Here is a 12,597-nt window from a genome sequence, read left to right as displayed (position 1 = left end):
GCCCGCCGGAACGCGGAGCCACTCCGTGTTGCTGTTCAGGAGCAGCACGGGCGAGCCACCGCTACAGGTCTGTAGCGATGATCTTCTCGATGTTGCGTTCGGCCAGTGCCGTGATGGTGACGAACGGGTTGACGCTGGTGTTGCCGGGGATCAGCGAGCCGTCGATGACGTACAGGCCCGAATAGCCGTGCAGGCGGCCGTAGTTGTCGGTGGCCTTGTTGAGCACCGCGCCGCCGAGCGGGTGGTACGTGAGGTGGTCGCCCCAGATCTTGTAGGTGCCGAACAGGTCGGTCCGGTAGATCGTCCCCTCCTTCGCGTTGATCTTGTCGAAGATGGTCTTCGCCATGTCGATGGACGGCTGCTTCCAGGCGGTCTGCCAGTCCAGGTCGACCTTGCCCGACGCGGCGTTCCAGGAGAACTGCGCCCGGTTGGGGTTCTTGGTGATCGACAGATAGAACGAGGCGAAGGTCTCGATCCCGGTGGGCAGCGGCGCGACCTCGGCGAAGGCGCCGCCCGCGGCCCAGTTGTCGATGCCTCCGCAGGGGATGCTCGCCTGGACCGTGCCGGTCGGGTCCCACAGATGGTTCGCGCGGCCGCACATGACGTTCCCGTTGTCGCCCCACCCCTTGCCGATCTCGCTGTTCAGGCCGGGCAGCGCTCCGGTGGCCCTGAGCTTGACCAGCAGCTTGCTGGTGCCGACGCTGCCGGCCGCGAAGAACACCTTGTCCGCGGTCACGGTCTTGGTGGTCGTGGTGTCGCCGTTGGTGTTGAGCTGGTCGATGAGGACCGTGTAGCCGCCGCCGGACGCGGGGGAGACCGAAGTGACCTTGTGCAGCGCCGAGATGGTGACCTTTCCGGTGGCCGTGGCGCGGGCGATATAGGTCTTCTGGAGCGACTTCTTCCCGTAGTTGTTGCCGTAGAGGATCTCCCCGGCCACCGCCGACTTGGGGACGGTCCCGGCGGCCTCCTGCTCCATGTAGCCCCAGTCGTATACATCGGGCACGAAGACGAACGGGAAGTTGGAGCGCTGGGCGTGCTTGCGCCCCACACGCGCGTACTGGTAGCACTCCGCGGTCTCGAACCACGTCGGGTTCACAGTGCCGACCCCGAGTCCCGCGTTGGCGCGCGGGTAGTAAGTGCCGTACATCTCGTCGGCGTTCACCGACGGGAGGATGGCGCCGAAGTTCTCGCGCTTGGGCGTGACGGCCATGCCGCCGTTGACCAGTGAGCCGCCGCCGACGCCGCGGCCCTGGTAGACGATGATGCCGCCCATCTCCTCGGCGTCCAGGATCCCGGTGTAGCGGGGGACGTCCTTGTCGATCGGGAAGCCGAGGAAGTTGCTGAGGGGCTGCTTGGTCCTGGTGCGCAGCCAGTAGGACCGGTAGTCGGGGCTGGTGGTGTTGGCGAAGATCTTGCCGTCCGAGCCTGGGGTGTCCCAGGCCATGCCCATTTCGATCATGTGGACGTTGACGCCCGCCTCGGCGAGGCGCAGTGCGGCCACGGAGCCGCCGTATCCGGTGCCGATCACCAGGACGGGGACGTGGGCCCCGGGAGTGATCGGGCCGGCTGCGACGGCGGCCGGCTGCTGAGCTGCCATGGCGTGACCCGTAAGAGTCACGACCCCAAGAATAGAACCTGTTCCTGCAATGAATCTGCGACGCGAGACACCCTTCGGGTTGTCATCGTGCATGGTAGTGTGGCCCATGTGACATTCCTCACTCTCGATGAGTGAGAACACGTTCTACTGTTACTTGCGTGTTAAGTCACTACATACCTCTAGGTAACTTCTGGTCGATCTCGGGCGGGCCGCCGCGCCGGGATCGAGACGCGAGCCGCCGCGTCGCCGGCCGCTCGACCGACGGGTGAGCGCAGTCCGTCTCCGCACGGCGTGAAACGCCCTCGTGCCGGTGCTCCGCCTGGAGTACTACGGCGCGACAGCCCGATGGGTCCGCACGAGGGTGGGAGGATGACTGAGGAGAGCACCGTGCTGACCGGACAGGCCCCGCCGCCGGTACGCGACTGGCCCGCGAGCGATCTCGACGGCACGCAATTCGACCCGGTGCTCGCGGAGTTGATGCGGGAAGGCCCCCTCACCCGGATCCGCCTCCCGCACGGCGAGGGCTGGGCCTGGCTGGCGACCCGGTACGACGACGTCAAGATGATCACCAACGATCCTCGCTTCAGCCGCAAGGAAGTCGTCGACCGCCAGGTCACCCGGCTCGCTCCGCACTTCAAGCCGAAGCCGGGATCACTGGCGTTCGCCGACCAGCCCGACCACAACCGGCTGCGTCGAGCCGTGGCGGGCGCGTTCACGGTGGGCGCGATGAAGCGACTGCGACCACGGGCCCAGGAGATGCTCGACGCCCTGGTCGACCTGGTGGTGCGGGACGGTCCGCCGGCCGACCTCATCGAACGGGTCCTTGAGCCCTTCCCGATCTTCGTGGTCTGCGAGGTCATGGGCGTGCCCGCCGCCGAGCGGGAGCAGATGCACGCGTGGACCCGGCAGATCATCTCCACGGCGGGCGGAGCCGAGGCGGGCGAGCGGGCCAAGAACGGGATGTACGGGTGGATCACGCAGGCCGTCCGCGTCCGCCACGGAAGCGACGGCGAGGATGTCCTGTCGCTGCTCGGAGCCGCCGTGGGCCGGGGCGAGATCAGCGAGGAAGAAGCGATCGGCCTCGCCGGCCCGCTTCAGATCGGCGGAGAGGCCGTCACTCACAACTGCGGTCAGATGCTGTACGTCCTGCTGACCCGCCCGGACCTCCTGGAGCGGCTGCGCAGCCACCCCGAGATCCGGCCCGGGGCCATCGAGGAACTCTTCCGCTACCTTCCGCACCGCACCGCCGTCGGCCTGGCCCGGATCGCCCAGGAGGACATCGACATCCACGGCATCGGGATCAACGCGGGTGACCCGGTCTACGTGTCCTACCTGGCCGCGAACCGCGATCCGGACGTCTTCCCCGACGCCGACGAGATCGACATCGACCGGGAGCCCGGCGCGCATGTCTCCTTCGGTAACGGGTCCCACTACTGCACGGGCGTCGTCCTCGCCCGTATGCAGACAGAGCTGCTGGTCAACACCCTTCTCGACCGGCTGCCCGGACTGCGTCTCGCGGTCCCCGCAGATCAGGTCCCCTGGCGGCGCCGCACGATGATCCGCGGCCCGCAGGCTCTGCCGGTCACCTGGTGACGCGGTGATGCCGTGACGCCCCGGGGCGGGCCCGCAGGCCTCAGAGCTGCGGGTCTTCGGCGGGCCGGGGCACGTTGATGGCCAGTACGGCGGTGTCGTCGTCCACACCGGTGCCGAAGCTGTCAAGAAGCGCGCGGATCGCGTCGACGGCGGTCGCCGCGGTGGTCGGCGCCAGGTCCCGGGCGAAGTCGAGAAGAGCCTCGTCGCCGTAGCGGTCGCCCGCGAGCGCGGTGTGCGCCTCGGTGAGTCCGTCGGTGTAGAGGAGCAGGGTGTCGCCCGGGGCGAGCCGGACGGTGGTGGTGACCGTGTACGCGTCGGTCAGTGCGCCCACGAGCTGGCCACCGGGAGTGGGCAGATAGGCCGTGCTGCCGTCGGCGCGCATCATCAGCGCCGGCGGGTGCCCACCGCTCGCCAGAGTGACCAGGAAGTCACCCCCGTCACCGTCGGGGGTGAGCAGTCCGAAGATCACGGTGCAGAAGCGAGGATCCGAACCCTGGTACTCGTAGTTGAGCACGGTGTTGAGGTTGCGGAGCACGGCGACCGGATCGGGATCGTAGACGGCGGCGGCCCGCAGGGTGTAGCGGGCCAGGGAGGTGACGGCCGCCGCCGCGGCGCCCTTGCCGCAGACGTCGCCCAGGAACAGCCCCCAGCTGCCGGCACCGAGCGGGAACAGATCGTAGAAGTCGCCGCCGACCTCGTCCGTGGAGGCGATGTGGTAGTCCGCGGCGACCTCCAGGCCGGGGACATCGGCCAGGGTGGGCGGCAGCAGCGTCTTCTGCAGGGTGGCGTTGAGGCGCTGGAGGCGCTCCCGCTCCCGCTCCGATTCCTGTCGGGCGCGCAGCAGTTCGGTCTCGTACGCGCGACGGTCGCGGGCGTCGAAGACGGTGGTGCGGATCAGCACCGGCTGCCCGTCGACGTCCGTCTTGACGGTCGAGGTCACCAGGACCGGCAGACGGTTGCCGTCCGCGCACTTGAGCTCCAGCGCGATGCCGCTGACCTCGCCCTGCATCCGCAGCAGCGGGGCGAAATGGGTCTCGTGGTACAGGCGCCCACCGACCGTGAGCAGGTCGGAGAAGCGTCTGCGCCCCACCAGATCGTCCCGCTGGTAACCCAGCCAGTTCAGCAGGGTGGTGTTGACCTTGGCGATCTGGCCGTCCAGGAGCGTGGAGAGGTAGCCGCAGGGCGCGTTCTCGTACAGATCCTCGACGCTGTCCTCGAGGAGGGCCGAGAACGGTGCATCGCGGTCGGCGCGTACTCCGCCCCGGCCGGGTACACGGCCGCCTTGCGTGTCCATCACGGAAGGGAGCCCGCGAACGCGCCGATCGCGGCGGCGGTCTCCTCAGGGGCGCTGAGCTGGGGGCAGTGGCCCGTCGCGTTCAGGGTGACCAGACGGCTGCCCTGGATCCGGTCCTGGACGAACTCACCCACCTCCGGCGGCGCGATCGCGTCGTGGGAGCACTGCGCGATGAGCGTGGGAACGCCGACCTTGGCCAGATCGTCGCGATTGTCGGACAGGAACGTCACCCGGGCGAAGACCCGGGCGATGTCCGGGTCGGTCCGGCAGAAGCTGTTGGTCAGCTCCTCACCCAGTTCGGGGCGCTCGGGGTTGCCCATGATGACCGGGGCCATCGCGCCCGACCAGCCCAGATAGTTCGCGTCCAGGGACCCGAGCAGCTCCTCGATGTCGGCCGCGGTGAACCCGCCCCGGTAGCCGGACGCGGGGTCGTCGATGAAACACGGCGAAGGAGCCAGCAACACCAGACCGGCGAAGAGATCCGGTTCGCGCGAGGCGGCGAGTACGCCCATCATCGCGCTCACCGAATGACCGACGAAGATCACCGGGCCGAGCGCCAGGTCACGGCAGACGGCGAGCACGTCCGCGGTGTACCCCTCCATCGTGGAGTAGCGGTCCTCGCTCCACGCCGACAGATCGGATCGGCCCGAGCCCACATGGTCGAAGAGCACCACGGTGAAGTCGCGCTCCAGCACCGGCACCACCAGACGCCAGAGGTTCTGGTCGCACCCGAATCCGTGTGCGAGCACGACGACCGGCGCGCCTGACCGCCCGGTCACCCTCACGTGGTTCCTGCTCCGCACATTCACGTGACACATCCTCGCAGACCCCGCTCCGGACCACCCCTCCCGCGGGGTCTCGCGGACGCTTCGCGGCCCCCGGTCCCGGCCCCGGAGGCGGACGGCGACAGAAGCGGCAGGCTGCGGTCGGAACGGGCGGTCCGGAAACCTCAGGGAGCGATTCCGACGCCTTCGATACGGCTCCAGGACCTCTCCTGGGCCCCGGTCATGGCCGGCCAGTGGAGGCCGCCCGGCCGGGGCTCGACCCGTGCGGCGTACGAGTCCGGGTGGAAGTCCGGATCGTAGAAGCAGCCGGTGCCGTAGGCGCGGTCGAACGCCGGGCAGGACGCCGCGAGCGACCGCGGCGTCGGCTTCCGCCCGGTGCGCGCCCAGGTGTCCAGTGCGGAGACGGAGGCCGCGTACTCGGAATCGCTCAGCCCGCTGTGCTCGCTCTCCTCGGTGAACGTCTGCACCAGGTGCCCCTGCCGGTGTGCACCGGTGAGGGCGGCCCGGTACGCCGCCTCGTGCTCGACGAACGCCGTGGGGTCGTCGATCGCGTGGAGCGTGAGGACGGGGATGGCGACCCTGCCGGTGAGGTCGCTGTCGTACGACAGGTCGCGGACCGCGGTCGGGTCGGCGGAGAACCGCTCGACTCCGGCGTTGAGCGCCTTGTCGTCATGCGACCCGGAGTACCGCACTCCCCGGTTGCCGAACGGATTGCGGCCGCCGAGCCGGCTGTGCACGATGTCGCGGAAGGTGAAGGTCGCGAACCGCAGGTGCGACTCCAGGGTGCGCTCGGGGATCTTGGTCACGGCGAGGATGTCGTCGAGGTTGCGCTGCTGCTGCGCGGTCCGCTCCTCGGGCGCGGAGGCGAACCCCGTGCACTCCTGCAGGCGGGCCCGCAGTCCGGCGCTCGTCATCGTCGAGTCGGCGCGCAGCCCTTCCCACAGCGGGTACTGGGGCTCGCCGGGACGGGGATGGTTGCGGCAGTAGTACTGGTAGACCACGCGCAGGTCGACCCGGTAGTCGTAGCCGCGGGAACCGCCGCCCAGGACTCCGCTGGTGAGCAGAGCGCCGTCGTACGGGCCGTGTTTCCTGCCGTACGTCTCCACGACCTTGGCGGCGACGTTCCCGCCCCAGGACTGACCGTGCACGTAGGTCCGCCTCGGCTTGCCGAACTCCGCGACGAACAGGCGCCGCAGGGTCTCCGTGTCGGCGGCCGCCATCCGGGTGCCATAACCACCGCGACGATAGGACGAGCCGGCCCAGGCGTAGCCCTCGTCGACCATCACCGACCAGCGTTCCAGGTCGTCGACGCTGCGGGACGGGTCGGAGCCCGCGCCGAGGTCGGGACCGCCGTGGGCGTGCATGACGAGCGAACCGTTCCAGGCGTGGGGGACAGCGATCGCGTAAGCGGCGCCGTTCGTGTCCTGCCCCGTGTAACACGTGGCCTGCTCCGCCAGGTTGGGCGGGCACGCGACCGATGCCGACCGATCGGCGGCCGCCTGGGCGGACGGGGCGGCCGTGAGCGACGCGACGACGAGCGACGTGGCGAGAGCGGCGACCGGCCTCGCGCGGCGCCGCGGGGCGGACCGGAACCATCCGGAGATGCGGGTGGATGTGCTCGATCTGTCCAAGGCGCGGCTCCTTGTCCTCGTCGGCGCACCGTCGCGCCGCGGGCTGTGATGCTAGGGAGGCTTCCGGCTCGGGGCCACGCTCTTGATCGTTGCGTTCATACTGTTCGCGGGAGTGTCATGCGTTCTACCGTACGAACTGCGAGAGCCGGCAGCAGAGTTGTCGGCCGCTCGGAACCTCGCGTGATGCTCCCCCTGTTGCCCCCCCCGTGAACGGTGTCCGAGAAGCGGACGTCCAGAAGGATGCTCGAATGGTGTCGTCCGCTGTAGTGCCGCCCCGCCTGTGGACCTGGAACTTCAACCTCTACTTCACCGCCCGCACGATGTCCGTGGTGGGCGACACGATGATCCCGGTCGCGATGGCGGTCGCCATGCTGTCGCTCGGGTACGGGGTGAGCGGGGTCGGGTTCGCGCTCGCCGCGTGGATGGGGGCGTTCGCCCTCTTCGTCGTCTTCGGCGGTGTGTTCGCGGACCGCTTCCACCCCAGGCCGCTGATGATCGGTGCGGACGCGGTCCGCTGCCTGATCCAGGGATCTCTCGCGGCCTACCTCTGGCTCGGCCACCCGCCGCTGTGGTTCATCGTCGGCGGCGCACTGCTCGGCGGGATCGCGACCGCGATGTTCCAGCCGGGTGTCTCCGGTCTGGTGCCCCAGGTCGCCCCCGACAGACACAAGGCCAACGGGGTGCTGCGGGTCAGCCAGGGGATGTCCCAGATGGCCGGGCCCGCGGTGGCCGGGATGCTCGTCGCCGCCACCTCGGCGGCCACGGTGTTCGCGGTCGACGCGGCGACCTTCGCGGTCAGCGGGCTGTGTCTGGTGGGGCTGCGGCTGCCCCGGTTCGCAGTCGACCGGTCGGACTCCATGCTCGCGAACCTGCGGACCGGCTGGGACGAGTTCCGCTCCCGGTCCTGGCTGTGGAGCGTGATCCTCATCTGGTGGGTGCTGGGGGTCTTCGTGTGGGGACCGATCACGCCGGTCGGCGCGGTCTCCGTCATCGACGCGCACGGCAAGGCGGCTTTCGGTTACGCCGAGAGCGCGTTCGGGGCGGGCTGTGTCCTCGGGGGCCTCGCCGCCATCCGCATCCGCCCGGCCCGGCCGCTCTTCGCCGGCGGGCTCGCGATGTTCCTGTTCCCGATGATGCCGCTCGCGGCCGCCCTGGTCCCAGCCCTGCCGCTGGTCATGCTCGGCTATGCGGTGAGCGGGGTCGGCTGGGCGTTCTGGGGCGTCCAGTGGGCCACCGCCGTGCAGACCCACATACCCGAGGACCGGCTCAACCGGGTGACCGCGTACGAGATCGCCGGCTCCATCCTGGCCGTCCCGTTCGGCCAGGCGATCGCCGGCCCCGCCAGCGCAGTCCTCGGCGTCCATCGCCTGCTGTTCGCGGGGGCGCTGATGGGCGTGTGCTGCGCGATCGCCCTCGTCGTCGTGCCTCCGATCCGCCGCCTGCTCCGGCACCGGCCGCCGGGCACCGACAAAGGCATCGTCCTGGACCGGCCGGCCCAGGTCGGCAGCGCGGCGCCACCCGCGGGTGGCGCCGGCTGACGTGGGCGATGCGTCCTCTGCGGGTGCGATCAGGCGGTGTGCAGGGTGAGCCCGTAGCGACTGAGGATCTCGTTGACGGGCTGGTACCAGGTCTCGCCGCCGCTGCTGCAGTTGCCCCAGCCGCCCGAGGTGACCCCCTGAGCCTGGTCACCGCTGATGAACGAGCCGCCGGAGTCGCCGGGTTCGGCGCAGACGCTCGTCTTGGTCATCTGATGCACTGCGCCCTGGCTGTAGTTGACGGTTTCGTTCTTGGCCAGCACGGTGCCGCAGTGCCAGTGGGATGTGGAGCCCGAGCGGCAGATCGAGGCGCCGACGGGTGCCTCGCCCGAGCCGCGCACGAGCTGGTCGGACACGGTGCCCCAGCCCAGGACGACGGGCACCGTCCACCAACCGCTGCCGACGTTGACCCACGCGTAGTCGTTGTCGGGGAACGACGACCCCTGGAAGTTGCCGATGTACGACCGGTCCCAGCCGCTGACCCCGGCGCCGGCCTGACCGCAGTGCCCGGCGGTCACGAAGCCCCCGTACACGGAGAAGCCGATGGAACAGCGGACGTTGCCCGTGTAGTACGGGTCGCCGCCCACCGTCCCCGCTGCGAAGGTCCGCGGCGCCTGCCGGGTCTCCCGGATCGTCACCGGGCCGGCCTTCCGGGCCCGGCTCACAAAGGCCTGGACATCGTTGTCATCCTGCCGTGCGGCGACCACACTGACGACGACCGAGCTGCTCTGCGGGTCGACGTGCCAGCTGCTGACGCCGGACGGTGCGTCGAGGGCGTCGAGCCGGTCCATGGTGGCGTCGAGCTGCCGCTCGCTGTGCCGGACGACGGCGACCCGGGCACCCGTGGCCGCGACGGCCCGGCTTCGCGAGCTGTCGCTGACGGCCACGGTGAGTCCGCCGCGCTCGGCGTCGAACCACGAGCCGCCGTACGAGGCGCCCGCGGCGCGCCGGGCCGCGCGCTCGACGGTCCGCGCCGTCGTCTCGGCCTTGAGCCGGGTGGTGGCCTCCGCCCTGGTCAGGCCCAGGTCCTGTTGCATGGCGGTGATCAGGGCGGCCGATGCCGGAGCCCGGGTTGCGGGGGTGGGGGAGGGGGTGTCGGCGGCCGAAGCCTGGGTGCCGAGGCCGGTGGCCACGGTGCTCAGCAGTAGGGCCGTGGAGAGACCAGCGCGCAGAAGTGTCGTGCGTCTCAAGGGAGTTGCCTTTCGTCGTTCCGGCATGGGGGAGTGGAGCGGAAGGGCGTTTTGAGAGCGCTCTCGTGCGCCGCTGAGGTTAGCCCTCCCAAGTGAGCAGGTCCATGCCAAGGCGCATCTTTGCTTTGACGCATGCGGTCCTGCGGGGTGGAAGCCGGGCGCGCCGGCCGTACCCGGATATCCGTCGGGCCGTGCCACGCGCGTGTCCGTATCTGTGGGTTGTATGGCCCTGCGGTCATGGCAGGAGGCGGCCGGTTCGGCGAGGCTGGATGTGTGGCCGGAGCGACCGGCAGGGCAGATGACCAGGAAGAGACGGGTGAATGCGATGACCATCGAGTCGACATCGACGGCCGGGGTGAGCGCGCCGGACACCAAGCTGGCGCGGGAGGCGACCGAGCTGGTCCGGGACGTCACGAGCGACCTGATCTACCACCACTCGCGCCGCGTGTACCTGTTCGGTTCCCTGCAGGGCCGCAACCGTGACCTGAGCTTCGACCCCGAACTCCTCTACATCGGGGCGATGTTCCACGACCTCGGCCTGTCCGAGCGCTTCCACGGCAGTGGGCGCCGCTTCGAGGTGGACAGTGCGGACGAGGCCCGCCGGTTCCTCCAGGGACACCAGGTGCCCGAGGACAGCGTCCGCCGCGTGTGGACGGCGATCGCCCTGCACACCACGCCCGGGATCCCCGAGTTCATGGAACCGGAGGTGGCCCTGGTGACCGCCGGCGTCGAATACGACGTACTGGGCATCGGATACGACGACATCTCCGCCGAGGACCGGTCGGCGATCGTCGCCCTGCACCCCCGGCCGGACTTCAAGCGGCAGATCCTCGGTGCCTTCACCGACGGCATCCGCCCCAAGCCCGAGACCACGTTCGGCAATGTGAAGGCCGACGTGCTCGAGCACTATGTGCCCGGATTCCAGCGAGGCGACTTCGTGCGTACGATCCTGGACTCCGCGTGGCCCGAATGACCCCTGGGGGCGGTCCCGCGGCCGGGGTGCACGCGGTGGCGGTCCTCGCGTTCGACGGCGTCCAACTGCTCGATGTCACGGGCCCCGTGGAGGTCCTGACGACGGCCAACGCCTACGGAGCCCACTACGACGTGCGGCTGGTGTCCGTGACGGGCGCGGACATCCGTACTTCCGCCAACGTCCGCGTCGGTGTCGACGGCAGCTGGGACCAAGTGCCGGGCAGGCTCGGCACGTTCCTCGTGCCGGGCAGGCGCGAATGGCGCCACGCGGTCTCCGATCCCGACCTGATCGCCGCCACGGTGGACCTCGCGGGTCGCGCCAAGCGGGTCGCGTCCGTCTGTGCGGGTGCGTTCCTGCTGGCCGAGGCGGGAACGCTCAACGGCCGTAGGGCTGCGACGCATTGGCAGCTCGCCCGGGAGATGGCGGCGGCCTACCCCGAGGTGACCGTCGAGACCGATCCCCTGTTCGTCCGGGACGGCGACGTCATCACCTCCGCGGGCGTCTCGGCGGGAATCGACCTCTCCCTGGCCCTCGTCGAGGAGGATTACGGTCCCGATGTGGCCCGTGACGTCGCCCGCGAACTCGTCGTGTTCATGGCCCGCCCCGGCGGCCAGTCCCAGTTCAGTGCCCGTCTGACCCCGCGGGACGCCACCCATCTGGTGGTCCGTCGCGTCATGAATCTGGTCGGAGCCGACCCGGGTGCCGTCCACGACCTCGACGCGCTCGCTCGCGGAGCCGGGGTCAGCACGCGCCACCTCAGCAGGCTCTTCCGCGCGCAGACGGGGATGACCGTGGGGCAGTACGTCGAGTCGGTCCGTCTGGAGGCGGCGCGGGCCCTTCTGGAGGCCGGCACCGACCCTGTGGACGCGGTCGCCGGGCAGGCCGGCTTCGGTTCGGCGGAATCCATGCGACGCGCGTTCCAGCAGGCGCTCGGCATCTCGCCGACGGCGTACCGGGCGCGGTTCCGTACGACGGGCAGAGCGGCGGACGTCTGACCCGCCGGGATCACGGAACGACGGGCAGCGCGCCACCCGACCCGCCGGGCTCACCGAACGACGTACGCCCGGGTCGTGGGACCGCCGTACGCCCAGGTCGTGGAACCTGTCGTACGTCCTTCAGGGAAGCAGTTTGTCGAGAGCGGCCGGGCCCTCCTGCTCCAGCTTGCGCTCGGCCCAGGCGAGGGTTTCCGGGGTGATGTCACGACCGGCGGCCAGCACCAGGTCCTCGGCGGACACCTCGCCGTCGGAGCCGGTGTGCAGAAGGGCGTCCGGGGTCGTCGTGTCATCGGACGGCGGAGGCGATTCGGGCTGGGTGGCTGACATGGTGTCTCCCTGGTCGACCTGACTGTTCTCCCGGTGTACCCCTGGCCCGCGGGAGCGCACTCCCAAGGCTCCGGAGTCACCTGGTGGCGGCTCCTCCAGACGCAGCTCGATGGACCTGGTTCGTATTCTTCACGTTACGGTCATTCCCTGCATTCCGTGCGATATGTAGCGAACCGGAATGTGGTCCCAGGAACTCTCCCCGTCGTGGCCGGGCCCCGTTCGGCCGTACAGCAATGTCGTCAACGGGCCCCCGAGGTGATGGTGAAGGAACCGCAATCTTGCGACTGATGGGAGTTTGTTATGCGTATCCGCCTGATGACCGCGGCCGCCCTAGCCACCCTCACCGTGCTGGCGACTGCCGGTGCCGCCGCCGCCGACCAGGGCCCTGTCGGGATCGCCACCGACAGCCCGGGTGTGCTGTCGGGCAACGTCGTCCAGATCCCGATCGACATCCCGATCAACCTGTGCGGCAACTCGGTCAACGTGGTGGGCCTGCTCAACCCCGCGAGCGGAAACTCCTGCGAGAACCACTGACCGTCGGGCGGCCGAGCCGCTCGACCCTGAGCGTCTCGTGGGCCGAAGCGACCCGGCGGGGCTGTGCCTCCGGGTCGCTTCTCCGGTTCCAAGCCTGCCACCCCCAGATCCCTACGGGGGCAGCACACGGTCCGGACGGGGTG

Annotated in this window: 11 protein-coding genes; 5 read left to right on the top strand and 6 right to left on the bottom strand. The window is 69.9% G+C overall.

Translation table 11 applies throughout. The features are described 5' to 3' along the window. Positions 1-61: 61 nt before the first annotated feature. Entirely contained in the window at positions 62-1,705 is a 1,644-nt protein-coding gene (locus ACFWM2_RS37660; RefSeq protein ID WP_383289950.1) for a GMC oxidoreductase, read from the bottom strand. Between the two features lie 261 nt (positions 1,706-1,966). Between ACFWM2_RS37660 and ACFWM2_RS37655 the strand changes: the two genes are divergently transcribed. Next, complete coding sequence (locus ACFWM2_RS37655) at positions 1,967-3,190, top strand: cytochrome P450 (protein WP_383289947.1); 1,224 nt, start codon at positions 1,967-1,969, stop codon at positions 3,188-3,190. Between the two features lie 40 nt (positions 3,191-3,230). Here the strand turns inward: ACFWM2_RS37655 and ACFWM2_RS37650 are convergent, their stop codons facing one another. From ACFWM2_RS37650 to ACFWM2_RS37640, 3 genes are all read right to left on the bottom strand, one after another. Next, complete coding sequence (locus ACFWM2_RS37650) at positions 3,231-4,484, bottom strand: SpoIIE family protein phosphatase (protein WP_383290076.1); 1,254 nt, start codon at positions 4,482-4,484, stop codon at positions 3,231-3,233. Continuing rightward, a complete protein-coding gene (locus ACFWM2_RS37645; protein WP_383289944.1) occupies positions 4,484-5,293 on the bottom strand; it encodes an alpha/beta fold hydrolase in 810 nt (269 codons plus the stop codon). Before ACFWM2_RS37645 ends, ACFWM2_RS37650 begins: the two co-directional genes overlap by 1 nt. A gap of 140 nt (positions 5,294-5,433) precedes the next feature. Beyond that, on the bottom strand, positions 5,434-6,900 hold the full coding sequence (locus tag ACFWM2_RS37640) for a hypothetical protein (RefSeq protein ID WP_383289941.1): 1,467 nt from the start codon (positions 6,898-6,900) through the stop codon (positions 5,434-5,436). A 248-nt stretch (positions 6,901-7,148) separates the two neighbouring features. On the opposite strand from ACFWM2_RS37640, the gene ACFWM2_RS37635 reads away from it, so the two are divergent. Continuing rightward, complete coding sequence (locus ACFWM2_RS37635) at positions 7,149-8,438, top strand: MFS transporter (protein ID WP_383289938.1); 1,290 nt, start codon at positions 7,149-7,151, stop codon at positions 8,436-8,438. Positions 8,439-8,467: 29 nt separating this feature from the next. Here ACFWM2_RS37635 and ACFWM2_RS37630 read toward each other — a convergent pair whose 3' ends face one another. After that, complete coding sequence (locus ACFWM2_RS37630; RefSeq protein WP_383289935.1) at positions 8,468-9,652, bottom strand: S1 family peptidase; 1,185 nt, start codon at positions 9,650-9,652, stop codon at positions 8,468-8,470. A 298-nt stretch (positions 9,653-9,950) separates the two neighbouring features. Here ACFWM2_RS37630 and ACFWM2_RS37625 point away from each other — a divergent pair, with 298 nt between their 5' ends. Together ACFWM2_RS37625 and ACFWM2_RS37620 are read left to right on the top strand one after the other, a co-directional pair. Beyond that, positions 9,951-10,598: an HD domain-containing protein gene (locus ACFWM2_RS37625; RefSeq protein ID WP_383289932.1), complete on the top strand. Its 648-nt coding sequence runs from the start codon at positions 9,951-9,953 to the stop codon at positions 10,596-10,598. Continuing rightward, entirely contained in the window at positions 10,595-11,593 is a 999-nt protein-coding gene (locus ACFWM2_RS37620; RefSeq protein ID WP_383290073.1) for a GlxA family transcriptional regulator, read from the top strand. The genes ACFWM2_RS37625 and ACFWM2_RS37620 overlap by 4 nt, the downstream gene beginning before the upstream one ends. Positions 11,594-11,713: 120 nt before the next feature. Here ACFWM2_RS37620 and ACFWM2_RS37615 read toward each other — a convergent pair whose 3' ends face one another. Then, on the bottom strand, positions 11,714-11,920 hold the full coding sequence (locus tag ACFWM2_RS37615) for a hypothetical protein (RefSeq protein ID WP_383289929.1): 207 nt from the start codon (positions 11,918-11,920) through the stop codon (positions 11,714-11,716). Positions 11,921-12,220: 300 nt separating this feature from the next. Here ACFWM2_RS37615 and ACFWM2_RS37610 point away from each other — a divergent pair, with 300 nt between their 5' ends. Next, positions 12,221-12,454 carry a chaplin gene (locus ACFWM2_RS37610; protein WP_383289926.1) on the top strand — a complete coding sequence of 78 codons (234 nt, stop codon included), beginning with the start codon at positions 12,221-12,223 and terminating at the stop codon, positions 12,452-12,454. Positions 12,455-12,597: the final 143 nt, after the last annotated feature.

Source organism: Streptomyces sp. NPDC058371 (assembly GCF_042723265.1).
Classification (GTDB): Bacteria; Actinomycetota; Actinomycetes; order Streptomycetales; family Streptomycetaceae; genus Streptomyces.
Note: the sequence above shows the minus strand (reverse complement) of the source record. Positions and strands in the feature narration are given on the sequence as shown.